At 70.2% G+C, this 25,288-nt stretch carries 25 protein-coding genes; 15 read left to right on the forward strand and 10 right to left on the reverse strand.

Going from position 1 to position 25,288, the window contains the following annotated elements:
* Window positions 1–25 precede the first annotated feature (25 nt).
* From mltG (HD593_RS18070) to HD593_RS18080, 3 genes are all read left to right on the forward strand, one after another.
* Window positions 26–1,381: an endolytic transglycosylase MltG gene (mltG, locus tag HD593_RS18070; RefSeq protein WP_312903535.1), complete on the forward strand. Its 1,356-nt coding sequence runs from the start codon at window positions 26–28 to the stop codon at window positions 1,379–1,381.
* Between the two features lie 211 nt (window positions 1,382–1,592).
* Window positions 1,593–2,744 (forward strand): endolytic transglycosylase MltG, encoded by a 1,152-nt coding sequence (gene mltG, locus HD593_RS18075; RefSeq protein ID WP_185103260.1) that lies wholly within the window; start codon window positions 1,593–1,595, stop codon window positions 2,742–2,744.
* 68 nt (window positions 2,745–2,812) lie between these two features.
* Window positions 2,813–3,667, forward strand: coding sequence for a shikimate dehydrogenase (locus tag HD593_RS18080; protein ID WP_185103261.1), 855 nt, complete (start codon window positions 2,813–2,815; stop codon window positions 3,665–3,667).
* Between the two features lie 75 nt (window positions 3,668–3,742).
* Here HD593_RS18080 and HD593_RS60310 read toward each other — a convergent pair whose 3' ends face one another.
* Window positions 3,743–4,120: a type II toxin-antitoxin system Phd/YefM family antitoxin gene (locus tag HD593_RS60310; protein ID WP_312903536.1), complete on the reverse strand. Its 378-nt coding sequence runs from the start codon at window positions 4,118–4,120 to the stop codon at window positions 3,743–3,745.
* A gap of 191 nt (window positions 4,121–4,311) precedes the next feature.
* On the opposite strand from HD593_RS60310, the gene infC reads away from it, so the two are divergent.
* From infC to HD593_RS18120, 7 genes are all read left to right on the forward strand, one after another.
* Window positions 4,312–4,881, forward strand: coding sequence for a translation initiation factor IF-3 (infC, locus tag HD593_RS18090; RefSeq protein ID WP_312904441.1), 570 nt, complete (start codon window positions 4,312–4,314; stop codon window positions 4,879–4,881).
* Window positions 4,882–5,003: 122 nt separating this feature from the next.
* The gene (gene rpmI / locus HD593_RS18095; protein ID WP_090761693.1) at window positions 5,004–5,198 is read left to right on the forward strand and encodes a 50S ribosomal protein L35; all 195 of its coding nucleotides are present in this window, start codon (window positions 5,004–5,006) and stop codon (window positions 5,196–5,198) included.
* A 27-nt stretch (window positions 5,199–5,225) separates the two neighbouring features.
* The gene (gene rplT / locus HD593_RS18100; protein ID WP_043622113.1) at window positions 5,226–5,609 is read left to right on the forward strand and encodes a 50S ribosomal protein L20; all 384 of its coding nucleotides are present in this window, start codon (window positions 5,226–5,228) and stop codon (window positions 5,607–5,609) included.
* 74 nt (window positions 5,610–5,683) lie between these two features.
* Window positions 5,684–6,487 carry a TrmH family RNA methyltransferase gene (locus HD593_RS18105; protein WP_185103262.1) on the forward strand — a complete coding sequence of 268 codons (804 nt, stop codon included), beginning with the start codon at window positions 5,684–5,686 and terminating at the stop codon, window positions 6,485–6,487.
* A gap of 50 nt (window positions 6,488–6,537) precedes the next feature.
* Window positions 6,538–7,629 carry a sensor histidine kinase gene (locus HD593_RS18110; RefSeq protein ID WP_185103263.1) on the forward strand — a complete coding sequence of 364 codons (1,092 nt, stop codon included), beginning with the start codon at window positions 6,538–6,540 and terminating at the stop codon, window positions 7,627–7,629.
* A 132-nt stretch (window positions 7,630–7,761) separates the two neighbouring features.
* Window positions 7,762–8,802: a phenylalanine--tRNA ligase subunit alpha gene (gene pheS, locus HD593_RS18115; protein WP_246547986.1), complete on the forward strand. Its 1,041-nt coding sequence runs from the start codon at window positions 7,762–7,764 to the stop codon at window positions 8,800–8,802.
* On the forward strand, window positions 8,802–11,354 hold the full coding sequence (locus HD593_RS18120; RefSeq protein ID WP_185103265.1) for a phenylalanine--tRNA ligase subunit beta: 2,553 nt from the start codon (window positions 8,802–8,804) through the stop codon (window positions 11,352–11,354). The genes pheS and HD593_RS18120 overlap by 1 nt, the downstream gene beginning before the upstream one ends.
* Window positions 11,355–11,405: 51 nt before the next feature.
* Here HD593_RS18120 and HD593_RS18125 read toward each other — a convergent pair whose 3' ends face one another.
* Window positions 11,406–12,011, reverse strand: coding sequence for a Uma2 family endonuclease (locus tag HD593_RS18125; RefSeq protein WP_246546612.1), 606 nt, complete (start codon window positions 12,009–12,011; stop codon window positions 11,406–11,408).
* A 77-nt stretch (window positions 12,012–12,088) separates the two neighbouring features.
* Between HD593_RS18125 and HD593_RS18130 the strand changes: the two genes are divergently transcribed.
* Window positions 12,089–12,322, forward strand: a complete 234-nt coding sequence (locus HD593_RS18130) for a hypothetical protein (protein WP_185103266.1) — start codon at window positions 12,089–12,091, stop codon at window positions 12,320–12,322.
* Between the two features lie 81 nt (window positions 12,323–12,403).
* Window positions 12,404–13,147, forward strand: coding sequence for a metallophosphoesterase family protein (locus HD593_RS18135; RefSeq protein ID WP_185103267.1), 744 nt, complete (start codon window positions 12,404–12,406; stop codon window positions 13,145–13,147).
* A 68-nt stretch (window positions 13,148–13,215) separates the two neighbouring features.
* On the opposite strand, the gene HD593_RS18140 is transcribed toward HD593_RS18135, so the two are convergent.
* The 4 genes from HD593_RS18140 to HD593_RS18155 form a co-directional block, all read right to left on the reverse strand.
* Window positions 13,216–14,526 (reverse strand): MFS transporter, encoded by a 1,311-nt coding sequence (locus HD593_RS18140; protein ID WP_312903537.1) that lies wholly within the window; start codon window positions 14,524–14,526, stop codon window positions 13,216–13,218.
* Window positions 14,527–14,641: 115 nt separating this feature from the next.
* Window positions 14,642–14,995: a nuclear transport factor 2 family protein gene (locus HD593_RS18145; RefSeq protein ID WP_185103268.1), complete on the reverse strand. Its 354-nt coding sequence runs from the start codon at window positions 14,993–14,995 to the stop codon at window positions 14,642–14,644.
* 38 nt (window positions 14,996–15,033) lie between these two features.
* The gene (locus tag HD593_RS18150) at window positions 15,034–15,441 is read right to left on the reverse strand and encodes a hypothetical protein (protein WP_185103269.1); all 408 of its coding nucleotides are present in this window, start codon (window positions 15,439–15,441) and stop codon (window positions 15,034–15,036) included.
* Window positions 15,442–15,682: 241 nt separating this feature from the next.
* Entirely contained in the window at window positions 15,683–17,344 is a 1,662-nt protein-coding gene (locus HD593_RS18155; RefSeq protein WP_185103270.1) for a class I adenylate-forming enzyme family protein, read from the reverse strand.
* Between the two features lie 306 nt (window positions 17,345–17,650).
* Here HD593_RS18155 and HD593_RS18160 point away from each other — a divergent pair, with 306 nt between their 5' ends.
* Entirely contained in the window at window positions 17,651–19,264 is a 1,614-nt protein-coding gene (locus HD593_RS18160) for an endo-1,4-beta-xylanase (protein WP_246546614.1), read from the forward strand.
* 142 nt (window positions 19,265–19,406) lie between these two features.
* Complete coding sequence (locus HD593_RS18165) at window positions 19,407–20,222, forward strand: maleylpyruvate isomerase family mycothiol-dependent enzyme (protein WP_185103271.1); 816 nt, start codon at window positions 19,407–19,409, stop codon at window positions 20,220–20,222.
* Between the two features lie 26 nt (window positions 20,223–20,248).
* Here the strand turns inward: HD593_RS18165 and HD593_RS18170 are convergent, their stop codons facing one another.
* From HD593_RS18170 to HD593_RS18180, 3 genes are read right to left on the reverse strand one after another with little or no spacing between them, the layout of a single operon-like run.
* On the reverse strand, window positions 20,249–21,070 hold the full coding sequence (locus HD593_RS18170; RefSeq protein ID WP_185103272.1) for a carbohydrate ABC transporter permease: 822 nt from the start codon (window positions 21,068–21,070) through the stop codon (window positions 20,249–20,251).
* Window positions 21,067–21,984, reverse strand: coding sequence for a carbohydrate ABC transporter permease (locus HD593_RS18175; RefSeq protein ID WP_185103273.1), 918 nt, complete (start codon window positions 21,982–21,984; stop codon window positions 21,067–21,069). The genes HD593_RS18170 and HD593_RS18175 overlap by 4 nt, the downstream gene beginning before the upstream one ends.
* Entirely contained in the window at window positions 21,981–23,345 is a 1,365-nt protein-coding gene (locus HD593_RS18180; protein ID WP_185103274.1) for an extracellular solute-binding protein, read from the reverse strand. The genes HD593_RS18175 and HD593_RS18180 overlap by 4 nt, the downstream gene beginning before the upstream one ends.
* A gap of 87 nt (window positions 23,346–23,432) precedes the next feature.
* Here HD593_RS18180 and HD593_RS18185 point away from each other — a divergent pair, with 87 nt between their 5' ends.
* Entirely contained in the window at window positions 23,433–24,605 is a 1,173-nt protein-coding gene (locus HD593_RS18185; protein ID WP_185103275.1) for an ROK family transcriptional regulator, read from the forward strand.
* Here the strand turns inward: HD593_RS18185 and HD593_RS63440 are convergent.
* Window positions 24,595–25,287, reverse strand: a complete 693-nt coding sequence (locus HD593_RS63440) for a FadR/GntR family transcriptional regulator (protein WP_185103276.1) — start codon at window positions 25,285–25,287, stop codon at window positions 24,595–24,597. The genes HD593_RS18185 and HD593_RS63440 overlap by 11 nt on opposite strands.
* Between the last annotated feature and the right edge of the window lies 1 nt (window position 25,288).

The raw sequence follows: 25,288 nt of genomic DNA on the forward strand, positions 1-25,288 counted from the left end.
CGCTCGCCGCCGGCGAGGTGATCTCGTGAACGGGACGCCTGGGGACGAGGACGACCTCGGCGACGTGATCCCGTTCCGCTCAGCGGAGGATCGGCCGGGGGAGGGCCGCTCCTCCACGGAGGGCCGGTCGCCTGAGAGCCGGTCGCACGAGAGCCGGTCGCACGAGAGCCGGTCGCACGAGAGCCAGCCGCCCGAGTCGCCGGAGAGCGCGTCAGCGGCGGGCACCGATGCCGGAGCCCGCCAGGAGCCCGCGACCGGGGAGCCCGGGGCCGCGGAGTCCGGGGCTGGGGAGTCCGGGGCTGGGGAGTCCGGGGCCGACGCTGAGGTCATCCCGCTGCCGGCGTCCCGCCGGAGGGCCGTGCGCAAGGTGGGCCTGCTCTCCGCGGGCCTGCTGGCCGGGGTGCTGGCGCTGGGCGGGGGAGCCATCGCGGTGCTCAAGCCGTACCTGAGCCCGGACGACTTCGACGGGCCGGGCAGCGGCGCCGTGACCGTGCGGATCGCGCCGGGCTCCAGCGCGGAGGCGATCGGCTCGGCGCTGGCCGACGCCGGGGTGGTGGCCAGCGCGCGGTCGTTCGTGAACGTGACGGAGGACCGCGCGGTCAGCGACCGGCTGCGGCCCGGCCACTACCGGCTGCGCAAGGGCATGGCGGCGGGGGCGGCGCTCGACCTGCTGCTCAGCCCGGCCGCCAGGATCGTGCGGCGGGTGACCGTGCCCGAGGGCATGCGGCTGCCGGAGGTGTTCAACCGCCTGTCCAAGCACGCCGGGCTGTCGCTGCAGGCGCTCAAGAGCGTGGACAAGGCCCTCGTCGGCCTGCCCGAGTACGCCAACGGCCTGGAGGGGTTCCTGTTCCCCGCCACGTACGAGGTCGAGCCGGGCGACACGGCCGTGGACGTGCTGGCGGCCATGGCCGAACGCTTCGCCGCCGCGGCGCGGCACGTGGGCCTGGAGGAGCAGGCGCCGCGGGTGAACCTGACGCCGCTGCAGGTCGTCACGGTGGCCAGCCTGATCCAGGCCGAGGGCGGCACGGACGCCGACTATCCGAAGATCTCGCGGGTGATCTACAACCGCCTGGCCAGGAACATGCCGCTGGAGATCGACAGCACCGTCCTGTACGCGCAGAACAGAAGGACACTGAAGGTCACGGAGCGTGACACCAAGGTGGACTCCCCCTACAACACCTATCGCCACAAGGGACTGCCTCCCGGGCCCATCGCCAATCCTGGCGAGAAGGCGCTGATGGCGGCCCTGAACCCTGCCGAAGGTGATTGGCGGTGGTTTGTGACGACAGATCCAGCGCATAGAATCACCAAATTCACCAGCAAAGAGAGCGAGTTCGTGAGATACCGGGAAGAGTTGAACAAGAACCTCGGGGCGAGCTGATGTTCGATGGGACCCCCTTCCTTCCCGCGCAAACGTCCCAACATGGGGCATGCGTCCTCTTTTCGTCCCCTAGCATGGCTACCCAGAGTGATCCCCGCCGTGCGGTGCAGTGCGTACGGCGGCTCCCCCAGTTTCGCTCGGTGACACCTGCCGGTCGGGCAGTTCCGCTTGACGCCCGACCTGCGGTACCGGGAGATTGGCCAGCGCACCTATGAACGATCTCGATCTGAACACCCTGCTCGGTGCCGAGGACGATGAAGGCTCGCCCCGGCGCCGCTCCCGGAATTCCGGCAAACGCGGCGGCGGCCGCAGGCGGCGCCGCCGCCGCAACCGGGGCGGATTCATCGCCCCGCTCCTCGCGTTCGTCGTCCTGGCCGGCATCGTCGGCGGCGGCGGTTACTACGGCTACCTGTGGCTCAGCGACGCACTCGTGCCCGACGACTACACCGGTGAGGGCACCGGCGAGGTCATCATCGAGATCAAGCAGGGCCAGAGCGCCTCGGAGGTGGCCCAGGAGCTGGAGCGGCAGGGGGTCGTCGCCAGCGCCAGGGCGTTCACCAACGCCATCTCCAACGCCAACAGGAGCGCCTCGCTGCAGCCCGGCGAGTACAAGCTGCGCAAGCAGATGTCGGCCGCCAGCGCCGCCGCGGCGCTCGTCCCGGACAACCGGCTGCTCGCCACGGTGACGCTCGAAGAGGGGCTGCGGCTGTCGCAGACGCTCACCAAGCTCGCCGAGAAGACGGGCAAGCCGATCAAGGAGTTCCAGGCCGCGGCCAAGGACACCGAGGACCTGGACCTGCCGTCGTACGCCAGGGGCAAACTCGAGGGGTACGCCTTCCCCGCCACGTACGAGTACCAGCCCAAGACCACGCCCAAGGAGCTGCTGGCGGCGATGGTCAAGCGGTTCAACCAGACGGCCGAGAAGGTGGACCTGGAAGGCGGCGCCAAGGAGCTCGGCTTCAAGCCGCAGGAGATCATCGTCATCGCGAGCATCGTCCAGGCCGAGGCCGGCCGGACGGAGGACATGGCCAAGATCGCCCGGGTCATCTACAACCGGCTCAAGCTGCCGATGAAGCTGCAGATGGACAGCACGACGATGTACGCCCTGAACAAGTTCCGCACCAAGGCGACCTTCGCCGAGACGGAGACCAGGCACCCGTACAACACCTACTACGTCGACGGCCTCCCGCCCGGCGCCATCACCAACCCGGGCGACCACGCCATCGAGGCGGCGCTGAACCCCGCCAAGGGCGACTGGCTCTACTTCGTCGCCACCGACCCCAAGAGCAACGTCACCGAGTTCGCCACCACGGAGGCCGAGTTCCGGCAACTGGAGGCCAAGCTCCGGGCGAACGGAGGCTGACCCGTCCCGCCCTGGCCCGCGCTGCCGGGCCGGGGCGATAGGGTCGTCCCGTTCGGAAGGAGTGGGGGATGCGGGCTGCGGTGATGGGGTCGCCCATCGGCCATTCGCTCTCGCCCTACCTGCACAGGGCCGCCTATCGGGCGATGGGGCTCGGCGGGTGGAGCTACGAGGCGTTCGAGTGCGACGAGTCGCGGCTGCCGGGGCTGCTGGAGGAGCTGAGGCCCGTACGCGGCCAGGCCGGCGCCGGTGACGACGCCTGGGCCGGGCTGTCGCTCACGATGCCGCTCAAGCGGGCCGTGCTGCCCCTGCTGGACACGGTCTCCGAGCCGGCCGTCGAGGTCGGCGGGGCCAACACCGTGGTCTTCCGCGACGGGCGGCGCCACGGCGACAACACCGACGTCTACGGCATCGAGCAGGCGCTGGCGGAGGCGGGGGTGCCGGCGCCGCGCTCGGCCACCGTCCTGGGCGGCGGCGCCACGGCGGCCTCCGCGCTGGCGGCGCTGCGCAACCTCGGGCTGTACTCGGCCACGCTGCTCGTCCGCGATCGTGCGCGGGCGGGGGAGACCGTGGCGGTGGCCGAGCGGCTGGGCGTGGCGCTGGCGGTGGAGACGTTCGACAAGCTCGACGCGTGCACCGGGGTGGACCTCGTGGTGTCCACGCTGCCGGGCGGGGCGGCCGACGCGTTCGCGGGCCGGCTGGCGCGGGTGCCGGCGCTCTTCGACGTGATCTACTCACCCTGGCCGACCCAGGCGGCGGCGGTCGTCACGGCGGCGGGCGGGATCGTGGTCGGCGGGTTCGAGATGCTGCTGCACCAGGCGGTGCGGCAGGTTCAGCTGATGACCGGCGTGGCGGAGGTGCCTGTGGGGGCGATGCGCGCGGCCGGCGAAGCGGAGATCCTCAGGCGGTCGGTTCGAACGGGTTGATCACGGTCACCCCGGTGTCCGGGACGATCCGGCTCTTGAAGGATGTGTAGAGCCGGGCCAGCCAGCGTTCGAGAATCAACGCCTGCTGGGGGTCGCGCCGCCTGCGCTGTCGCGCGGGATCTCCAGGTCGTCCGGCCAGTCCGGGGCGCTGAGCAGGAACTCCTTGAAGTCCGGCTCCAGTTCCCGCCCCGTGAGCCGGCGGTACTCCTCCATGTCGAGGATCACCGCGACGTCCTGCCCGTGCTCGACGACCTGCGGTCCCTCGTCGTGGGACCTCTTGAGGAGTTCTCTGAAGTGCTGCTCGGCATCCTGAACCTGCCACGTGGTTGCTCCGGCGTGTTCTCCGGAGGGATGATTCGAGCAGGCCCCGGCGTTGTGGTAATGTAGCTCTCTGATCGGTCCGGCATGCCTTGCTGGACGCGCAAGCGGAGGTCTCCCTCCCACCTGAGTCACCGAAAGGTGGCCGGGTCCAGGATCACGCCGGACTACTCCGGGGAGCTCGAGGCCACGAAAGCCACAGAGCTCAGTGGCCCCGCATGCGCGACGTGCGGGGCTTTTCGCATTCGGGGGAATGCGTAAAGCTCCGATACGACGAGCACGTAGGGATCGCAAACCTAGGAGGCCCCATCAGCACTGAGCCCCGCATCAACGAGCGTATCCGAGTTCCCGAGGTTCGCCTCGTGGGCCCGAACGGCGAGCAGGTAGGCATCGTCTCGATTCACGACGCCCTCAAGCTCGCCCAGGAGGCCGACCTCGACCTCGTCGAGGTCGCGGCCACGGCTCGACCGCCCGTGTGCAAGCTCATGGACTACGGCAAGTTCAAGTACGAGTCCGCGATGAAGGCGCGCGAGGCGCGCAAGAATCAGGCGCACACGATCATCAAGGAGATCAAGCTCCGGCCGAAGATCGACCCGCACGACTACGAGACCAAGAAGGGTCACGTGGTGCGGTTCCTCAAGGCGGGAGACAAGGTCAAAGTCACGATCATGTTCCGCGGACGCGAGCAGTCCCGGCCGGAGCTCGGCTTCCGGCTGCTGCAGCGACTGGCGGACGACGTCCAGGAGCTCGGCTTCGTGGAGTCCCACGCCAAGCAGGACGGTCGTAACATGATCATGGTGATCGGTCCGCACAAGAAGAAGGCCGAGGCAAAGGCCGAAAAGGCCGCAGCCAAGGCACAGCGTGGCGGCGAGGAGCCTTCCGTACCGGAAGAGTGACCCGCGGTTGGGGTTAGCCTTACAGCACCCCAGCAGCCACCGGCAGACGAAAGACGCCGCGACCGGGTCGGCCAGCCACCGGCCCGGCCACCGGCACGACCGAAACGAGGAGAGACGGCGCCATGCCGAAGATGAAGACGCACAGCGGTGCGAAGAAGCGGTTCCGGGTCACCGGCACCGGCAAGATCAAGCGTCGCCGTGCCAACCGCGCGCACTACAACGAGTGGAAGTCGTCCACGCTGACGCGCCGTCTCAAGAACGAGGTCGTCCTTTCCGACGCCGATTCCAAGAAGATCAAGAAGCTGCTCGCCAAGTAGCGCGAACTTTCCCCGGGGAGAAGAAACATGGCACGCGTGAAGCGGGCGCTCAACGCCAAGAAGAAGCGCAGGGTCGTCCTCGAGAGGGCGAGCGGTTACCGTGGCCAGCGGTCGCGTCTCTACCGCAAGGCCAAGGAGCAGATGCTCCACTCGATGACGTACGCCTACCGGGACCGCAAGGACCGCAAGGGCGCCTTCCGTCGTCTGTGGATCCAGCGCATCAACGCCGCCGCTCGTCAGAACGGCATGACCTACAACCGCCTGATCCAGGGTCTGCGCCTGGCCAACATCGAGGTCGACAGGAAGATTTTGGCCGACCTCGCGGTGAACGACAGCCAGACCTTCGCCACGCTCGTCGAGGCCGCCAAGAAGGCGCTGCCGGCGAACGTGAACGCTCCGGCCGCGAGCTGAAGCGGTTGATCTGACCGAGGGGCCCACCGATGCCGGTGGGCCCTTTGTTGCTGTCTAAAACGAGTGGGGGAGTTTTGGCCGGGTCCGAGCTGACCAACGTCAGGTCGCCGCGGGTGAAGGCCGCCAGGCGGCTCACCAAGCGCGCCTTCCGCGAGCAGGACAGGAAGTTCCTCGCCGAGGGGCCGCAGGCGGTGCGCGAGGCGCTCAGGCTCGACGACGTGACGCTGGAGCTGTTCACCACGGCCGAGGCCGAGCTGCGCCACCCCGAGATCGTCACCGAGGCCGCGCGCAGGGGCGTGCCCGTGCACCGGGCCAGCGGCGAGGTCATGTCCGAGCTCTCCCAGACCGTGACCCCGCAGGGGCTGGTGGCCGTCTGCCGGCTCGTGCACGTGCCGCTGGAGGAGGCGCTGAGCGGCGAGCCGCGGCTGGTCGCGATGCTCGCGCACGTACGCGACCCGGGCAACGCGGGCACCGTGATGCGGGCCGCCGACGCCGCCGGGGCCGACTCGGTGATCTTCACCGACGCCTCCGTGGACCCGTACAACGGCAAGTGCGTGCGCGCGAGCGTCGGAAGTCTCTTCCACCTCCCCGTCACGATCGGTGCACCGGTGGGCGCCGCCGTGCGTCAACTGAGGGAGCGGGGCCTGCGCGTGCTGGCGGCCGACGGCGCGGGCAAGCACACGCTCGACGATGTCGATCTCTCGGGACCCACCGCGTGGATCTTCGGCAACGAGGCCTGGGGACTGCCGGAGGAGTTGCTCGCCGAGGCGGACGATGTGGTCAGAGTGCCCATCTACGGACAGGCTGAAAGCCTGAACCTGGCCACCGCCGCGGCGGTATGCCTTTACTCCTCGGCGAGGGCTCAGCGAGTGCCCTAGGTGGCGGGAAACCCGCTATTGTCGGCGTTGTAGGCGGAGGAGGCGAGGTCGTGCACGGCGCAGACACCGACGGGCGAGTTGTGGCCGCCGCGTGCACGATAGCCATCGACGATCTCCCCGACGGCCTCATCGTGACCGACCGATATGGGTGCGTCCTGGCCGTCAACCGGGCCGCCTCGCGGCTCACCGGCGTCGCCATGGAGCGCGCGGTCGGCCGGCACATGAACGACGTGTTCCCGTTCCGCGACCACGACGGGCGCGACTGGTGGAAGGCGCTCGACCCCGAGGGCGGGCTGCGTACCAGGAGCCGGGCCCCCGAGCGGCCGCTGCACCTGCCGGGCGGCCAGGAGCTGTACGTCGCGGCCAGGCTCGTGCGCGAGCCCGAGCGCGCCGGCGAGGTCGAGCGGGTCACCATCACCCTGCGCGACGGCGGCGCCCGCGCCCGGCTGGAGCGCAGCCGCGCCGACCTGGTCTCGACCGTGGCCCACGAGCTGCGCTCCCCGCTCACCAGCGTCAAGGGGTTCACCGCGACGCTGCTGGCCAAGTGGACCCGCTTCACCGACGAGCAGAAGCGCGTCATGCTCGAGACGGTCAACAACGACGCCGACCGCGTCACCCGGCTCATCACCGAGCTGCTCGACGTCTCGCGCATCGAGTCCGGGCGGCTGGAGGTGCGCCGCCAGGTCGTGGACGTGCCCGCCAGGGCGCACCGGCTCATCGCGGGCCGGGTGGCGGCCGGCGAACCGGAGGACCGGTTCCGGCTCATCGTGGGCGACAACCTTCCGGAGATGTGGCTCGACCAGGACAAGGTCGACCAGATCCTGGGTAATCTGGTGGAAAACGCGCTGCGCCATGGGCGTGGCACTGTCACAATCGAGATCGAGTCCGTCGGATGGGGAGTTGCCGTGTCGGTGCGCGATGAGGGCGAGGGCATCGAGCCCGAGCTGGCCCCGCGCGTCTTCAGGCAGTTCTGGCGGGGTGGCAACAGCCGCCGCCGCGGCGGCACCGGGCTGGGCCTGTTCATCGTGAAGGGCCTGGTCGAGGCGCATGGGGGCACGATCACGGTGCAGCGCGCGCCCGAGGGTGGGGCGGAGTTCCGATTTACCGTGCCCACCGGCACGCCCGACTTCGCCAGCGTCTAGGTCGTCGAGTTCGGGCCCGGTGGGCGGGTCCCACTAGACTCTTTTCCGCTCAAGCCCTGGATACGGAGCCCACTCTTGTCTGACTACGATCCCGTCGAGGTGACACCGTTGCATGCCGACGAGCTGTCCCGGATGGAGGCCGACGCCATCGCGGCGATCAAGGCGGCCGGCGACCTCGACGCACTCAAGCAGGCCAGGCTGGCGCACGCGGGTGACCGCTCGCCGATCGCCCTGGCCAACCGTGAGATCGGGGCCCTGCCCCCGGCAGCCCGCGCCGAGGCGGGCAAGCGGGTCGGCGGCGCCCGCAAGGCGATCAACGAGGCGCTGGCCGCCCGCCAGGCCGAGCTCGAGGCCGAGCGCGACGCGCGGGTGCTCGTCGAGGAGACCGTCGACGTCACCCTGCCGTGGGACCGTCGCCCGCGCGGCGCCCGCCACCCGCTGACCACGCTGCAGGAGCGCATCGCCGACGCGTTCGTCGCGATGGGCTACGAGGTGGCCGAGGGGCCCGAGCTCGAAGGCGAGTGGTTCAACTTCGACGCGCTCAACATCGCCAAGGACCACCCGGCCCGCTCCGACCACGACACGTTCTTCGTCGGGTCCACCGAGTCGGGCATGGTGCTGCGCACGCAGACCTCGCCGGTGCAGGTCCGCGCGCTGCTCCAGCGCGAGCTGCCGGTGTACGTGATCTCGCCGGGCAAGACGTTCCGCACCGACGAGCTCGACGCCACCCACACCCCGGTCTTCCACCAGACCGAGGGCCTGGCCGTCGACGAGGGCCTGACGATGGCCCACCTCAAGGGCACGCTCGACCGGTTCGCCGAGGTGATGTTCGGCAAGGGCATCACGACCCGCTTCCGGCCCAACTACTTCCCGTTCACCGAGCCGTCCGCCGAGATGGACCTCAAGTGCTTCGTCTGCCGCGGCGCCTCGGCGATCCCCGGCAACCCGCCCTGCCGCACCTGCAAGTCCGAGGGCTGGATCGAGTGGGGCGGCTGCGGCATGGTCAACCCGCGCGTGCTCATCGCGTGCGGCGTGGACCCCACGCGGTACTCCGGGTTCGCGTTCGGCATGGGCATCGAGCGGACGCTGATGTTCCGCCACAACGCCGAGGACATGCGCGACATGGTCGAGGGCGACATGCGCTTCACCCTCCCGTTCGGAACGGAGATCTGATGAAGGTCCCTCTTTCCTGGTTGCGGGAGTACGTCGATCTCCCGGCGGTCACCGCGCACGAGGTGGCCGACAAGCTGACCGCGGCCGGGCTCAAGCTCGAGTCGATCACCTCGCACGGCTACGACGTCAAGAACGTCGTGGTCGGCGAGGTGCTCGAGATCGAGGAGCTGACCGGGTTCAAGAAGCCGATCAGGCACTGCAAGGTCGAGGTGGGCGAGGCGACGCCGCGCGAGATCGTCTGCGGCGCGACGAACTTCGTCGCCGGCGACCGCGTGCCCGTCGTGCTGCCCGGCGGCGTGCTGCCCGGCGGGTTCGAGGTCGGGGCGCGCAAGACGTACGGGCGCATGTCCGAGGGCATGATCTGCTCCGAGCGCGAGCTGGGCCTGGGCGACGACCACAACGGCATCATGGTGCTGCCCGCGGGCACGCCGATCGGCACCGACGTGGTCGAGCTGCTCGGGCTGCGCGACGACGTGATCGAGCTGGAGATCACGCCCGACATCGGCTACGCCCTGTCGATCCGCGGCGTGGCGCGCGAGGCGGCGACCGCGTTCGGGGTGGACTTCCGCGACCCCGCCGACGTGGAGCTGCCCGCCGAGAGCGCGCCCGCCTGGCCGGCCTCGATCGCCGACCCGACGGCGTGCGACCGGTTCGTGCTGCGCGAGGTGAGCGGCTTCGACCCGGACGCCCAGAGCCCGCTCTGGATGCGCGTACGCCTCACGCGGGCCGGCATGCGCCCGGTGTCGCTGGCGGTCGACATCACCAACTACCTGATGCTGGAGCTGGGGCAGCCGCTGCACGCGTTCGACCGGGGCAAGCTGCGCGGCGAGATCGTCGTGCGCAGGGCCGCGGCCGGCGAGCGGCTGGAGACGCTCGACCACGTGGTGCGCGAGCTCAACCCCGACGACATCCTCATCACCGACCAGTCGGGGCCGATCTCGATGGCCGGCACGATGGGCGGGCTGGAGACCGAGATCTCCGGCGTCTCCACCGACATCGTCATCGAGGCCGCGCACTTCTCCGCGACCGGCATCTCCCGCGAGTCGCGCAGGCACGGGCTCGTGTCCGAGGCGTCCAAACGGTTCGAGCGCGGCGTCGACCGCGAGCTGCCGCTCGTCGCCTCGTGGCGCGCCGTGCAGCTGCTGGCCGAGCTGGGCGGCGCGACCGTGCAGCCCGGCGTCACGCACGCCGAGGTCGAGGTCGAGCCCGCGCGCATCGCGATCCCGTCCGGCTACCCGAGCCGGGTCGCCGGGGTCGAGTACTCCAAGGACACCGTCGTCGCCCGGCTGGAGCAGGTCGGCTGCGTGGTGACCGACGGCGACGACCCCGCCGTGCGCAAGGGCGGCGTGGCCCCCACCGGGGTCGTGACCGGCGGCGCGCTGGCGGCCAAGCTGGCCGTCACCGGCGACGACATGATCACCGTGACGCCGCCGTCCTGGCGGCCCGACCTCACCGACCCCAACGACCTGGCCGAGGAGGTCATCCGGCTGGAGGGCTACGAGAACCTCCCGTCGGTGCTGCCCTCCGCCCCGGCCGGCGCCGGTCTCACCGAGGGCCAGCGGCTGCGCAGGCGGGTCGGCAGGGCGCTGGCCGAGGGCGGCTACGTCGAGGTGCTCAGCTACCCGTTCATCAGCGGCGACGACTTCGACCGGCTGCTGCTGCCCGGCGACGACGCCCGGCGCGCGGCAGTCCGGCTGGCCAACCCGCTGTCCGAGGACGAGCCGCTGATGCGCACCACGCTGCTGCCAGGGCTGCTCAAGACGCTCGTACGCAACGCCGGGCGCGGCTTCACCGACGTGGCGCTGTTCGAGACAGGCTCGGTCTACCGGCCCCGCCCGAGCGCGCCGGAGTCGGCGCCCGTGCTCGGCGTCGAGCGGCGGCCCACCGCCGAGGAGGTCGCCTCCATCGAGGCGGCCCTGCCCGACCAGCCGCTGCGGGTCGCGGTGGTGCTGGCCGGCGAGTTCGAGCGGTCCGGTTGGTGGGGCGGCGGGCGTGCGGCCTCCTGGGCCGACGCGGTGCAGGCCGCCCGGCTGGTGGCGGCCGAGGCGCGGGTGGAGCTGTCCATCAGCGCCGACCAGCACGAGCCCTGGCACCCCGGCCGGTGCGCCGCCCTGTACGTGGGCGACACGCTGGTGGGGCATGCCGGGGAGTTGCACCCGCGGGTGATCGAGGCGTACGGGCTGCCTCCTCGTACGGCGGCGATGGAGCTGGAGCTGTCGCGGCTGGAGGCCGTCATGCCGGGGCCGGTGCAGACGCCGTCGGTGTCCGCGTACCCGGTGGCCACGCAGGACGTCGCGCTGATCGTGCCCGACTTCACGCCGGTGGCCGATGTGGAGGCCGCGCTGCGCGACGGGGCGGGGGACCTGCTGGAGTCGATCCGGCTGTTCGATGTCTACGCCGGGGAGCAGGTGGGCGAGGGGAACAAGTCGCTCGCCTACTCGATGCGGTTCCGGGCCGCCGACCGGACGCTGACCGTGGAGGAGACCACGGCGGCGCGGGACGCGGCGGTGGCGATGGCGGCGGATCGCGTGGGGGCTCAGCTTCGCGGGTGACGCTGGTTGTCGTGGGGTCGGCATGGCGGATGCCGTGCCGGCCCCTTCGCGTCACATGCGGTCGATCGTGGTGAGGTCGATGTCGACGTCGAAGGGGACGGTCAGCTTCAGCCTGTCGTGGTGAATCCCCGTGGGAACGTAACACTTCGTTGCGGGGTCGAGCTCATAGACATAGACGACCAGCTTGTCGGATTGGTCCTCGAAGCGCCAGAAGTGCGGAATGGCGGCGCGGGCATAGAGGCTTGGTTTGCGCTGGCGATCGCGGGTTTGCGATTCAGGCGAGACCACCTCGACAACCAGAGAGACATCGCGTGCCTCGAAAAAAGTCTGCCTTCTGCCTTCGACGGCGTCAGCCGCAACGACACAAAGGTCAGGCTCAGGACGCTGGTCTCTATCCAAGATGACGCTCATCTCCCGACGGACACGAAGGTTCGCTGGGGCGGCACGCCGCAGTTCGGCTTCGAGGAGAGAGACGGCGAGCATGTGGAAGTTGGCTTGCGGGCTCACGAAGACCAAGCTTCCATCGATCAACTCTGTGTGCGCAGGCAAATCCGGAATGCGATCGAGATCTTCGGCGACGAAGCCCTGCGGCGGCGGAAAGACCCAGTCGGGGAGCGAGGAAGGCGTCATCTTTACGATCACCGCTTCGGCAGTCATGGTCCAACGCTACCAATCTATTGTGCTCACGCCTTGTGAACGTCAAGACACGGATGGGGAGATAAGAGGGTCGCTCTATGACGCAGTTGCTCGTGTTCGGCGAGAAAGACGACGCCGAGGAGGTCGCGGAGACGCTCGGGGAGTGGTTTCCCGAGCTCGGGGTGCCGCGGGTGGTGCGGGAGACGCTGGCCGGGGAGGACGACGCCGAGGACGCGCAGTGGCTGGTCGTGGTCGAGGGGCTGGACGAGCAGGCGCTGGGCAAGGTGGATGAGCTGGTCGAGCGGTATGACGGGTGGCGTGAGGCGGGCTGAGGCGGGTTGAGGCGGGCCGAGGGGTTCGCCGGGTAGCGAACACGGGCTCCGGGCGGGGCTCGGGCGCGGGAGAGTGGGGGCATGCGAGTCGCCGTGCTTTCCGACATTCATGGGGTGCTGCCCGCGCTGGAGGCCGTGCTGGCCGAGCCGGAGGTGGCCGGGGCCGATCTGATCGTGCTGACCGGTGACATGGCCGCGGGGCCGATGCCGGTGGAGACGCTCGACCTGCTGGTCTCGCTGGGGGAGCGGGCCCTGTGGGTGAGCGGGAACGCCGACCGGGAGCTGGTGGAGGTGCTGGCGGGGAAGACCGGCCACCATGCCGTGTCCACGTGGGCGGCCGGGCGGTTGCGCCGGGATCAGGTCGAGTTGCTGGCCGGGTTGCCGGCGCGGCAGGTGCTGGAGCTGGGGCGGCTGGGGACGACCCTGTTCGTGCATGCGACGGCGCGCAGCGACGAGGAGGTGATCCTGGTCGACAGCTCGCTGGAGCGGTGGGGTGAGGTGCTGGCGGGAGAGAGCGCCGCGACCGTGGTGGTGGGGAACACGCACATGCCGTTCGTACGGCTGGTCGATCGGGTGCGGGTGGTGAATCCCGGGTCCGTGGGGATGCCGTACGGGACGTACGGGGCGCACTGGGCGTTGCTCGACGGGGAGAGCGGCGCGGTGACGTTGCGGTGCACGCCGCTCGACGCCCGTCGGGTGGGGGAGCGGCTGCGGGCCGGGAGCGGGTTCGACGGGATCGAGGAGTGGGTGGGGGAATACGTGACCAGCGTGTACTCCGATGCCGAGGCGTTGCGGGTGTTCGCCGGGGCGGAGGGGAGGGGCTGAGAGGGCGCCGCCGGGCGGCGGCCTCGCGTCCTGCCGCCGCCCCTGCCGCCCGTCGGCGGGCGCCGCCGTCAGGTGGTGGCCTTCGCCCCCGCCTCGGTGGCCTCTGTTGCTGCGGCGGCTTCCCGGCGGGCCTTCTCCCGCAGGGCGTGCTCGTCCGTCCTGGCGTCGTAGCGCCGGAACTTCGGCAGCGCGGCGGCCAGGCCCGCGACGGCGGCGACGCACAGGATGCCGCCGCTGGTGAGGGAGAAGCGGGTGCCGCCGAAGTTCGCCATCAGGCTGGCCCTGGCGTTGCCGAGCATCGGGCCGCTGGCGTAGGAGAGCAGCTCGATGCCGGCCAGGCGGCCGCGGTACTCCGGCGGGATCGTCTGGTTCCACATCGTCATGCGGAAGATGCCGCTGATCATGTCGGCGGCGCCCGCGAGGGCGATGCAGACGAAGACCAGCCAGACGTTCGGGGCCAGGCCGGTGAGGGCCACCGCCGCGCCCCAGAGCACGGCCGCGACGATCACGCCGAGCCCCTGGCGCTGCACGCGGGCCGTCCAGCCGCCGGTGAGCGAGGCGATCAGGGCGCCGACGGCGGCGGCCGAGTAGAGCAGCCCGAGCGCCTGCGGCGCGCGCAGCTCGTCGGCCAGGAACGGGAACAGCGACGTGGCCATCGCGAACACCATGGCCGCGATGTCCACCAGGTACGTGCCCATCAGGTCCTTGCGGCTCACCGCGTACCGCACGCCCTCGACCAGCGACCGCAGCGACGCGGGCGCGGCGTCCTCGGCGGGCGGGATCGACCGGACGCGCCAGAGCAGGGCGAACGACACTACGAACGTCAGCGTGTCCACGGCGTACGCGGCGGCCGTGCTCCACGTGACGAGCAGGCCGCCGAGCGCCGGGGCGACGATGGCGCCGAAGTTCCAGCGCAGGCTCGACAGTACGGCGGCCGCGGCCTGCTGGTCGTGCTTGACCACCTGCTGGATCACGGCTTCCAGGCTCGGCCGTTGCAGGGAGGCCAGGCCGGTGGAGAGGGCGCCGACCACGTACAGGACCCAGACCTGCGGGCTCGGCAGCAGCGCGTTGATCAGCAGAGCCGCGGAGGTCACCAGCAGGCCCAGCTCGCTCAGGACGATGATCTTGCGGCGGTCGAGCGCGTCGGCGATGGCGCCGCCCCACAGGCCGCACACCACCATCGGCACGAACTCCGCGAGGCTCACCAGGCCGACCGCCAGGTAGGAGTCCGTCAGCTCCTTCATCTGGTACGGCACCGCGACCATCGTGATCATCGTGCCGAACATCGTGATGACACCGGACCCGAAGAGCAGCCGGTAGTCGCGGGAATCGCGCAGCGGGCTCAGATCCAGCGAAAGCTGACGGAGAAGGCGTTTCACGGCAGGTAGCACGAGGTGCAATTGTCGGTCAGCCGCCGACCGTTGGGCAAATCGTTTTCGCCGGGCACGGGAAAGGGCCCTCCGGGGGTCCGGAGGGCCCTGCGCGAGCCGGGGTTCAGGCGGCCGGGACCTGGTCCAGGAAGCCGAGGACCTTGCTGATCCTGCCGTCCTCCGCCAGCTCGACCACGTCGAACCCGACCGCGACCGGCTCCCCGCCCTCCGGCCCCAGGTGCCAGGTGAAGCGGGCGGTGTGGTGGTGGGCGTCGTACAGGTCGCCGGGGCTGAAGACCAGGCCGGGGAACATGCCCTGCGCGCCCTCGATCACCGCGGCGATCCCGGCGTGGCCGGCGACGTCGGCGAGCGGGTCGGTGTAGGTGGCGTCCTCGGTCCACAGCTCGGCCACGGCCTTGGCGCGGGCCTCGGGGTCGGTCTCGTTCCAGCAGGCGACGTAGCGGTCGATGAGGTTCATGAGTCTCGTCTCCGTGATGTCAGGGGTGTGTGGGGGTGTCAGCTGGTGCGGGTCTTGCGCAGGCCGGTGATCTGGAGCTCGGCGAAGCCGGCGACCACCAGGGCCTGGGCGATGGCCCAGATCGCGCCGATCGTGGTGAAGCCCGCCGCGCCGGTGACGACGGCGGCGATGCTGGCCAGGGTCCAGATGATGTTCACGGCGATGACGGCCTTGGTGGCGGCGGGGCTGATGTCGCGGCGGGTGGCCAGGAAGCCGACGGCGGCGCCGTACACGAGGAGGAAGACGCCGATGCCGCGCAGCAGGCCGGCGTCCGGGCCGAGCAGGGTGCCGACCGGGCCGGCGAAGGCGAGGTAGACCAGTCCGTTGCCGCCCGTGACGACGGCGTCCGCGGCCAGGGCGAGGCGCAGGAACTTCATCCGGTCGGTGGTGACGGGTACGGCGGTCATATCGGGCTCCTTCGGGAGTGGCCTTGTTCGTTCGGACACCTGAAAGATGTCAGGCCGGGGGTAGGAGCCGCGATTACGCGCCAGGTAATGCGGGGCGGTAAGGGCCGTTCGGAGCAGGGGGAACGCGGATTCTGTGAGGCCCGTCACAGGGCCGGAGCGGCGCATGAAACGCCGCTGCCCGCCGTCGCCGCCGATCGAGTGCGTCGGAGGCGGGGCGGGCAGTCAGGGAAGTGGCCGGCTGTCAGGCGCCGAGGACCTCCCGGCGCAGGTGCGTCTTGAGGATCTTGCCGCCGGGGTTGCGGGGCAGCTCGCCCTCGCGGAACCAGACGTGCACGGGGATCTTGAACTTGGCGATCCGCTCCGCCAGGAAGGACTGGAGCTCGCCTTCGGTGACGGTCCTGCCGGGGGCCAGCCGGATGACCGCCCCGACCTCCTCGCCCAGCTCGTCGTGCGGCACGCCGATGACGGCGGCGTCGTCCACGGCCGGATGCTCGAACAGGGCCGCCTCCACCTCGGCGCAGTAGACGTTCTCGCCGCCCCTGATCACCATGTCCTTGGCGCGGTCCACGATGTAGACGAAGCCCTCGTCGTCGATCTTGGCCAGGTCGCCGGTGTGCAGCCAGCCGCCGACGAACGTCTGCGCGGTCGCCTCCGGCTTGTTCCAGTAGCCGAGGATGACGTTCGGGCCGCGTACGCACAGCTCGCCGACCTCGCCGGGCGCCAGCTCCTCGCCCATCGGGTCCACCACGCGCACGTCCACCACCGGCGACGGCAGGCCGATGCTGTCGGGCTTGGCCTGGTAGTCGGCGCCGCCGTTGCCGATGGCCAGGGCGGAGGTCTCGGTCATGCCGTAGCCGTTGGAGGGGGCGCGGTTGGGCAGGTTGGTGGTGATGCGCTCCAGCAGCTTGGGCGGGGCGGGGGCGCCGCCGTAGCCGAGGGTGGCCAGGGACGACAGGTCGTACTTGCCGAAGTCGGGGTGGGACATGAGCTGCCAGGCGTTGGTGGGCACGCCGATCATGGCGGTGACGCGCTCCCGCTCGATGAGGCGCAGGGCCTGCTCGGGGTCCCACTTGTACATCAGCACCAGGCCGCCGCCGCTGAACATCGTCGTGGTCATGGCCGAGAAGCAGCCGGTGACGTGGAAGAGCGGGACGGTCAGGAGCGTGATCCTGCGGGTGCCGGCCGCCGCGCCGATGTCCTTGCCGGCCATGGCGACCGCGCGCATGAGGCCGTAGGCGACCGTCATGGGGGACTGGCCGATGTTGCGGTGGCTGCCCAGCGCGCCCTTGGGATTGCCGGTCGTGCCGGAGGTGTAGAAGATCGTGGCCGGGTCGTCCGAGGCCAGCTCGACGTCGGGCAGCTTCACGTCCGCCACGACCTCGCCCAGGACCTCGTCGAACGCGCGCGCCCCCGCCGGCACCTCGCCCCTGGTGACGATCATCGGCACGCCCGTCGAGGCCAGCCGGACGGCGCGCTCGCCGTCGGCGATCAGCACCTTGGCTCCGGAGTCGCGCACGCCGTAGGCCAGCTCGGCCTCCGTCCACCAGGCGTTGAGCGGTACGGCGATCGCCCCCGCCGCCAGCACGGCCGAGAACGCGACCACCCATTCGGGGTAGTTGCGCATCGCCACGGCCACCCGGTCGCCCTTGCCGACGCCGTACTCCTCGACCAGGCGGCCGGCGAGGGTGGCGGCGCGGCGGAAGTGCTCCTCGAACGTGATGTGCTCGTCCTCGTAGACCAGGAAGACCTTCTCGCCGTGGAACCTGCTCATCTCCAGCAGCGCGCGGAAGGTGGCGGGAGCGTGCTTCCACGTGCGTACGCCGGTGTCGCCGATCTCCTCGATCTCGAAGAGCTGGCCGGGGGCGGTGAGCTGGGCCTGGACCTGGGCGTGCGAAAGAGACATACGCAGAACTCCCGCAATGGACGATTATTCCGGAGATTTCACAGTACCGACCGGTAGGTACGTCGCGCTAGACGGTCGATGCAGCACCCGGTGAACGTGAAAGTTTCATTGACCTTCCGATAGTTTCTGCCCGCCAACTGCTGCTTTAGCGCCACTGTGAGCTTGCCGTTGACCGTTCACCCGCATGTCAATACCGTCTGCGATGCGGCCTGAACCAGGCCGAAACTTTCGGAATCGAGTGCCTGCCTCCGGAGGTAGATGTCCGTGCATTCGTCCTCGCTCCTGCGAATCCTCACGTTAGTCGGGATGTTCGCAGCCTTCCTCCTGCCCGCCACCTCGGCGGAAGCGTCAGCGCCGCTGCGCACGCACGCCGCCGCCAGGAGCAAGTTCATCGGTGCGGCGCTCGCCACCAGCCCGCTGTCCAATGAGACCTCCTACCGCAACATCGCGGCCACCGAGTTCAACCAGGTGACCGCCGAGAACGTGATGAAGTGGGACACCGTCCAGCCCAGCCAGGGCCAGTTCAACTTCTCCGGCGCCGACGCCATCGTCAACTTCGCCACGCAGAACAACCAGCAGGTCCACGGCCACACGCTGGTGTGGCACAGCCAGACCCCCGGCTGGGTGCAGGGCCTGAGCGCCAGCGCGATGCGTACGGCGATGCAGAACCACATCAGCCAGCTCGTCGGCCGCTACGCCAGCAACGCCACCGTGGTGTCGTGGGACGTGGTGAACGAGATCTTCGACGAGAACGGCGGCTGGCGCAGCTCGTTCTGGTACAACACGCTCGGCCAGAGCTTCGTCGCCGACGCCTTCCGCGCAGCCCGCGCCGCCGACCCCAACGCCCGGCTCTGCATCAACGACTACAACGTCGAGGGCATCAACGCCAAGAGCACCGCCATGTACAACCTGGTCTCGTCGCTGCGCCAGCAGGGCGTCCCGGTGGACTGCGTGGGCTTCCAGGGCCACCTCGCCATCCAGTACGGCTTCCCCAGCGACATCCAGCAGAACATGCAGCGCTTCGCCGACCTCGGCGTCCAGGTGCGGGTCACCGAGCTGGACGTGCGCATGCAGATGCCCAGGAGCTCCAGCAAGGACACCACCCAGGCCACCTACTACCGCAACGTGATCAACGCCTGCAACGCCGTCACCGCCTGCGCCGGGGTGACGATCTGGGGCTTCACCGACAAGTACTCCTGGGTGCCGGACACGTTCTCCGGCGAGGGCGCCGCGCTGATCTACGACGAGAACTACCAGCAGAAGCCGTCCTACACCGCCGTGCACGACGCGCTGGCGGGCGGCACCACCACCGACCCCACCCCGCCGACCACGCCGGGCACGCCCACCTCCAGTAACGTGACGTCCAACTCCGCCACGCTCACCTGGACCGCCTCCACCGACAGCGGCGGCAGCGGCCTGGCCGGCTACAACGTCTACCGCGAGCAGGGAACGACGGACACGCAGCTCGGGCAGAGCACCACCAACTCGATCAACCTCACCGGGCTGACCCCCAACACCCAGTACCAGGTCTACGTCCGCGCCCGTGACGGGGCGGGCAACCTGTCCGCCAACTCGGCCCTGGCCACGTTCACCACGCAGTCCGGCCCGGTGGGCGGCGGCTGCACCGCCACCGGCACCGTGCAGACCCAGTGGAACAACGGCTACGTCGTGCAGCCGGTCACCGTCACCAACGGCGGCTCGTCGGCGATCAGCGGCTGGACCGTCACGTTCACCCTGCCCGCCGGCCACACGCTCGCCGGGTCGTGGAACGCCACCCTGACCGTCAGCGGCCAGACCGTCACGGCCAGGAACGCCGGCTACAACGGCAACCTGGCGCCGAGCGGCAGCACCACCTTCGGCTTCCAGGTCAACCGCCCGAGCGGCAACACGCAGACGCCTTCCGGCTACACCTGTGCTTGATCCGGGCGCCTGATCGGGGATCCCCTGGGGCCTGCCCGCCTGCCCGCCCGGCATCGGCAACCCGCCCCAGGGGATTCTCTCCATCCGGAACATTGACATTTCAACCGTCCAGGTCTGTCGTTCGCCGTAGGAGGTGAACGGCATGAACGAATGGGATGCCACCTCGTACGCGGGAAAGGACACCATCCTGCGGGTCGTGCGGGAGGAGGCCGAGCGGCTGTTCGCGCTGGCCGAGCCCGAGGAGGCCTGGGAGGCGCCGACCGCCTGCACGGGCTGGACGACGCGCGACGTGGTCGCGCACCTCGTCGACACGACGGAAGGGTACTTCGCCGCCTTCGACACAGCCCGGCGCGGCGGTGACGCGGGGGCGGCGTACGGGCTGACCGGGATGGGGGCCCGGGTCAACGCGCAGGCCACGGCGATGCGCGGGGTGCCGCAGAAGGAGCTGCTCGACCGGCTCAAGGCGGACTTCGAGCGCATGCAGGGCATCCTGCGGGAGCTCGGCGAAACGGAGTGGGCGGGGCTGACCGTCCCGCACTTCTACATGGGGCCGCTGCCGGCGTACTTCTACGCGGCGGCGCAGCTCATGGACTACGCGGTGCACTCGTGGGACATCCGGCAGGGCAGCGGGCGGGCGCACGGGCTGCCGGGGGAGGCGGCCGACCTGCTCGTGCCGTTCATGTTCGTGGTGTGGCAGTCCACCGTCCGCCAGGGGGCGGATCCGGCGCCGTTCGAGGTCGGGATCCGGGTGGGCGGGGTCAACGGGGGTGACTTCCGGGTCTCGGTGGGCTCCGGCGGGATGACGTACGCTCCCGGCGCCCTGGACGGGCTGCCGGCGGTCATCGAGTTCGACGCCGGGAGCATGGTGCTCACGACGTTCGGGCGCAGCAACGCGGGGACGGTGCGGGGTGACCTGGCCGTCGCCGACCGGTACCTGAACCTGTTCTTCCGGATCTGAACGCGGGCGGGGTCGCCCGGCGACGGTCAGCCCTTCACCGAGCCGCCGAAGTTGAACGACCCCGCCAGGTACTTGTTGACCGCCACGTACAGGACCACCGCCGGCGCCGTGTAGAGGACCGAGAACGCGGCGAGCTGCCCGTACGCGACCTGCCCGTACTGCGAGAAGAACGTGTAGATGGTCACCGCGGCCGGCTGCTTCTCCGGGGTGTCCAGCAGGACGAACGGCGCGAAGAAGTTCCCCCACTGGCCCACGAACACGAAGATGGCCACGACCGCGATCCCCGGCGCCATCAGCGGCCCCACCACGGCCCGCAGCGACTGCATCCAGCCCGCGCCGTCCACCCAGGCGGCCTCCTCCAGGCTGACCGGCACCCCGTCCATGAAATTCTTCATCATCCAGATCGAGAACGGCAGCGAGCTGGCCGTCAGGAACAGCACCATCGCCGGGACGGAGCCGTACAGGTTGAACCGGAAGAACATCGCGTAGACGGGCACCAGGATCGCCGTCACCGGCAGGCCCGTCGTGAACAGCAGGGTCAGCATGAAGTGGCGGCGGTAGCGGAGCTGGTAGCGCGACAGCGGGTACGCGGCCAGCCCCGCCACCAGCACGGTGAGCAGGGCCGTGGACCCCGAGATGACGATCGAGTTGATCAGCGGGAGGATGATCGTCTCCCAGGTGAGCACCGCCCTGAAGTTGTCCAGGGAGAACGTGAGCGTCGGGGCGGCGGAGAGCGTGGCCTCCGGCTGCACCGAGGCGAGCAGCACCCACAGGAACGGCCCCAGGAAGGCCAGCGTGATGACCAGGAGCGACAGCAGGGCCGCGCCCCTGGCGGCGATCCGCGTCATGCGTCCTCCACCTTGATCAGACGCAGGTAGACCAGCGAGAACAGGGCGCCGATGACCAGCATGACCAGCGCGATGGCCGAGCCGTAGCCGATCTCGAAGTAGCGGAAGGCCTGCTCGTACATGTAGAGCGGGGTGGTCTGGCTGGCCGTGCCGGGGCCGCCGCCGGTCAGGGCGTAGATGAGGCCGAAGCTGGCCAGCGTCTGGAGCGTGATCAGCATGAGGTTCGACATGATCGAGCGGCGGATCAGCGGCAGCGTGATGTGCACCAGCCGCCGCCACGGGCTCGCCCCGTCCACGGCCGCCGCCTCCACCAGGTCGGGCGGCACCTCCGACAGGGCGGCCGAGTACACCAGCATCGAGAACGCCGTGCCGCGCCAGACGTTGGCCAGGATGACGGCGAGCATCGGGGCGGTGTAGAGCCACTCCTGCGAGATGCCGAGGGCCGCGTTGAGCGTGCCGTCCTCGGCCAGGAACGAGAACCAGCAGGCGGCCGCCACGATCTCGGGCATCACCCAGGCGCCGATGACCACGCCGTTGACCACGCTGCGCGTCACCCGGCCGCGGCCGCGCTGGAGGAGGGCGATGATCAGGCCGAGCGTGTTCTGGCCGATCACGGCCGAGCCGATGACGAAGACGAACGTGAGCAGGAAGGAGTTGACGAAGTTCGGGTCGCCGAACATCCTGACGAAGTTGTCGAAGCCCACGAACTGCGAGTTCACCGAGGCGGAGCCGGTCAGGGTCTCGTTGGTGAAGGCGATGTAGACGCTCCACAGGATGGGCCCCGCGAGGAACAGCGCCAGCAGCGCCAGCGCGGGAGCCATCGGGAGCAGCCAGCGCAGGACCCGCCGCCGCCGTGCCGGGCCGCCTGCCGGCGTGCCCGTCACGGCGGGCGACGGTGCCGTGGCCACCGTCATCGGGCCAGGACCTTGTCGGCGCCTCCCACGGCCGTGGGCAGCGCCTTGACGTAGGCGGCGGTGGCCTCCTCAGGGGTGCGCGAGCCGGTGGTGACCGCCTCCATCGCCTCCTGGACCTGCGCCGACACCTTCGGGTACGCCTCGTACGCCGGCCGGTAGTGCGTCACCGAGGCCAGGTCGGTCCAGAACTTCACGCTCGGGTTGTCGGCGGTGTACTTCGGGTCGGCCGCGACGTCCTTGCGGGCGGCCAGGTCGCCGGTGCTCACGGAGTACGTCATCGAGTTCTCCTTGTTCGTGGCCACCGTGATGAAGTCGAACGCCTCCTGCTTGAGCTTGGCGTAGGAGCTCATGGCCATCACCCAGCCACCCGACATGCTGACCGCGCCGGGCTCCTCGCCGTTCTGCGTCGGCATGGCCGTCCAGCCGATCTTGTCCTTCCACTCGGGCCACGGCTTGGTGCTGGTCGGCTTCCACGCGGCCGCCGTCCAGGCGCCGTCGAGCGAGATGCCGATCTTGCCCGCGGGGAACCACTCCAGGTTGACCTTGTCGGCGAGCTTGGCGTTGTGCGCGTCGGCCTGCTTGGGGCCGAGCTCCTCCCGATAGACGGTGTTGATGAAGGTCAGGGCGTCGGTGAAGTTCTTGCCGCCGGCCACCCACTTCTGCTGCGTGTCGTCGTACAGGGTGCCGCCGGGGGTGCCGTACAGGAGCATCTCGAAGCCCTGCATGGTGGCCGCCTCGCCGTGGATCTTCGTGGAGTACATGCTGAACGGGACGGTGTCCGGCACCTTCTGCTTGATCGCGCGGGCCGCGGTCAGCACGTCGTTCCAGGTCTTCGGCTCCCACGGGACGGGCAGCCCCGCCTTGGCGAAGACGTCCTTGTGGTACCAGAGGCCGCGCGTGTCGGTGCTGATCGGCACGCCGTAGATCTTGCCGTCGGCGCCCTTGGCGGCCTGCTTGACCGAGTCGGGGAACTGGGTGTTCCAGTCGGGCCACTTGGCCAGGTAGTCGTCGAGCGGGGCCAGCTTGCCCGCCGCGACGTCGGCGTTGACCTGGAACGTGTCGTGGTAGTAGAGGTCGGGCGCCGAGTCGGGGGAGCGGTTGAGCAGCGCCAGCTTGGTGTAGTAGGCCTCGTTGTTGCCCTGCACCGGGGTCAGCTTGATCGTGACGCCGGGGTGGGCGGTCTCGTACTGCTTCTTGGCGTCGCGCAGCATCTTCTCCAGATGCGGCCACGTCGGTTCGACCTTGTAGAGGACTTCGAGCTCCTTGGCTCCGGACGCGGATTCCTGGGCGGCGTCGCCGCCGCAACCTGCTGCTGTCAGCGCTGTCAACAACACGAGGGAACCAGCCAGGCTACGTCTCATCACGGGCCTCCCCTTGTTTCCTTGGGTTGCGGAGAACGTAAATCTTTTTGATTTACTTAGTCAACACTCTGTGGTGACATTGCTCACATGCAGCAGGGCACGAACCTGCCCAAGGTAGGCAGCTACAACCGGGCCGTCGTGCTGGAGGCCATCCAGGCGTCCGGCGGGATCAGCCGGGTGCAGATCGCCGCCGTGACCGGGCTCACCGCCCAGACCGTGTCGGTGATCGTGCGCAGGTTGCTGGAGGAGGGGCTGGTCGTCGAGGACGGCTCCGCGCCGTCGAGCGGCGGCAAGCCGCGGACGATCCTGCGCGTGGACGCGCGCGCCGGCTACGCGGTCGGCGTGCACTTCGACCCGCAGGAGCTCTCCTGCGTGCTGGCCGACCTGGCGGGCAACCCCGTCGCCCGGCTGCACCAGCCCCTGCGCGAGCAGATCGGCCCCGACACGGTGATCCGCAGGATGGCCAGGGCGGCCCGCAGGATCCTGCGTGAGGCCGGGGTGCCCGACGGCAAGGTGCTCGGCGTGGGGCTGGCCTGCCCGGGGCCGCTGGACGCCGACGGCGTGATGGTCTCGCCGCCGCGGCTGCCCGGCTGGGACCGGGTGCCGATCAAGGGCCTGCTCCAGGAGTACACCCGCTTCCCCGTGACGGTCGACAACGACGCCACGGCGGCGGCGATCGGCGAGCGCTGGGCGGGCATCGCGCGCTCCGCTCCCGGTTTCGCCTACCTCTATCTCGGCACCGGGATCGGGGGCGGGCTGATCCTGGACAACCAGGTCTACCGGGGCAGCTCGCTCAACGCCGCCGAGTTCGGGCACATCACGGTCGAGCCGGAGGGGCCCGAGTGCTACTGCGGCAACCGGGGATGCGTGGAGGCCGTGTGCTGCCCGAGCGCCATCGAGGCCGCGCTCGGCAACGGCGCGGACCACGCCGCCATCTGCGCGGCGGCGGCGAGCGGGGAGCCCGAGGCCCGCAGGGTGATCGAGCGGGTGGCGCAGCGGCTGGCCGACGCCGCCGTGAGCGTGGTGAACATGCTGGACATCGAGCTGCTCGTGCTCGGCGGGCCCGCGCTGAGGGAGGTCGGGGAGATCTACCGGCAGGTGATCGCGCGGGCCGTGGCGGAGCGGCCGCTGGCCAGGCGGCTGCACGGGGTCAGGGTGGAGACCTCGCCGATCGCGGCCGACGCCGCGGCGATCGGTGCGGCCTCCCTGGTCTTCCACGCCACGTACGCGCCCCGCCTGGGCGCCCTGCTCAGTGGCTGAGGTCGGATTCGTCCCGTTCGGCCTGGGCGAGGAGGTCGCGCATGGCGGTCTCGGCCGCGTCCGGGTCTCCCTCCCGTACGGCGTCCAGCACCGCCCGATGCGTCGCGGCGAAGCCGGGGCGCTCGCCCGTCGAGTGCACGAGCCGGTCCCGGGCCGACAGCGCGGCGGCGATCACCACTTCCAGGCATTCCAGCAGCTCGTTGCGCGAGGCGGCCAGCAGCACGCGGTGGAAGGTCACGTCCGCCTCGGTGTGCGCCACGGGGTCGGCCGCCGTGGCCGCCATCCGCTCCAGCGCCGCCTCCAGCGCGGCCACGTCCTCCTCCGACCGCCGCGCGGCCGCCAGGCGGGCCCCCGCGGGCTCCACCACGGCCCGCACCTCCGCCAGGTCGCGCAACATGTCGGTGTCACCCCGCTGCTCGAAACGCCAGCGCAGCACGTCGGGGTCCAGCAGCGACCAGTCGCCCCGCGGCCGGACGAACGTGCCCCGCTTGGGCCGGGCGTCGACCAGCCCCTTGGCCGCGAGCGTCTTGAGCGCCTCCCTGACCACGGTATGACTGACGTTGTAACGGCGACCCAGCTCGATGGGGTCGAGATGCCCCTCGGCCTCGGGGTCACCGCTCACGATCCGCCGGCCGAGGTCCTCGACGACCTCACCGTGCATGCCTCGCCGTGGATAGCTCATG

Source organism: Nonomuraea rubra (assembly GCF_014207985.1).
Lineage (GTDB): Bacteria > Actinomycetota > Actinomycetes > Streptosporangiales > Streptosporangiaceae > Nonomuraea > Nonomuraea rubra.

What these genes read in the sequence shown, in the direction of transcription:
- HD593_RS18160 (WP_246546614.1), top strand. Translation starts at nt 17,651, where the DNA reads ATGTTCGCAGCCTTCCTCCTGCCCGCCACCTCGGCGGAAGCGTCAGCG.
- HD593_RS18170 (WP_185103272.1), bottom strand. Translation starts at nt 21,070, where the DNA reads ATGACGCGGATCGCCGCCAGGGGCGCGGCCCTGCTGTCGCTCCTGGTC.
- HD593_RS18150 (WP_185103269.1), bottom strand. Translation starts at nt 15,441, where the DNA reads ATGACCGCCGTACCCGTCACCACCGACCGGATGAAGTTCCTGCGCCTC.
- HD593_RS18155 (WP_185103270.1), bottom strand. Translation starts at nt 17,344, where the DNA reads ATGTCTCTTTCGCACGCCCAGGTCCAGGCCCAGCTCACCGCCCCCGGC.
- HD593_RS18185 (WP_185103275.1), top strand. Translation starts at nt 23,433, where the DNA reads ATGCAGCAGGGCACGAACCTGCCCAAGGTAGGCAGCTACAACCGGGCC.
- HD593_RS18175 (WP_185103273.1), bottom strand. Translation starts at nt 21,984, where the DNA reads ATGACGGTGGCCACGGCACCGTCGCCCGCCGTGACGGGCACGCCGGCA.
- rplT (WP_043622113.1), top strand. Translation starts at nt 5,226, where the DNA reads ATGGCACGCGTGAAGCGGGCGCTCAACGCCAAGAAGAAGCGCAGGGTC.
- HD593_RS18120 (WP_185103265.1), top strand. Translation starts at nt 8,802, where the DNA reads ATGAAGGTCCCTCTTTCCTGGTTGCGGGAGTACGTCGATCTCCCGGCG.
- rpmI (WP_090761693.1), top strand. Translation starts at nt 5,004, where the DNA reads ATGCCGAAGATGAAGACGCACAGCGGTGCGAAGAAGCGGTTCCGGGTC.
- HD593_RS18130 (WP_185103266.1), top strand. Translation starts at nt 12,089, where the DNA reads ATGACGCAGTTGCTCGTGTTCGGCGAGAAAGACGACGCCGAGGAGGTC.
- mltG (WP_185103260.1), top strand. Translation starts at nt 1,593, where the DNA reads ATGAACGATCTCGATCTGAACACCCTGCTCGGTGCCGAGGACGATGAA.
- HD593_RS18180 (WP_185103274.1), bottom strand. Translation starts at nt 23,345, where the DNA reads ATGAGACGTAGCCTGGCTGGTTCCCTCGTGTTGTTGACAGCGCTGACA.
- HD593_RS18080 (WP_185103261.1), top strand. Translation starts at nt 2,813, where the DNA reads ATGCGGGCTGCGGTGATGGGGTCGCCCATCGGCCATTCGCTCTCGCCC.
- HD593_RS18165 (WP_185103271.1), top strand. Translation starts at nt 19,407, where the DNA reads ATGAACGAATGGGATGCCACCTCGTACGCGGGAAAGGACACCATCCTG.
- HD593_RS18135 (WP_185103267.1), top strand. Translation starts at nt 12,404, where the DNA reads ATGCGAGTCGCCGTGCTTTCCGACATTCATGGGGTGCTGCCCGCGCTG.
- HD593_RS18125 (WP_246546612.1), bottom strand. Translation starts at nt 12,011, where the DNA reads ATGACTGCCGAAGCGGTGATCGTAAAGATGACGCCTTCCTCGCTCCCC.
- pheS (WP_246547986.1), top strand. Translation starts at nt 7,762, where the DNA reads ATGGAGGCCGACGCCATCGCGGCGATCAAGGCGGCCGGCGACCTCGAC.
- HD593_RS63440 (WP_185103276.1), bottom strand. Translation starts at nt 25,287, where the DNA reads ATGAGCTATCCACGGCGAGGCATGCACGGTGAGGTCGTCGAGGACCTC.
- HD593_RS18145 (WP_185103268.1), bottom strand. Translation starts at nt 14,995, where the DNA reads ATGAACCTCATCGACCGCTACGTCGCCTGCTGGAACGAGACCGACCCC.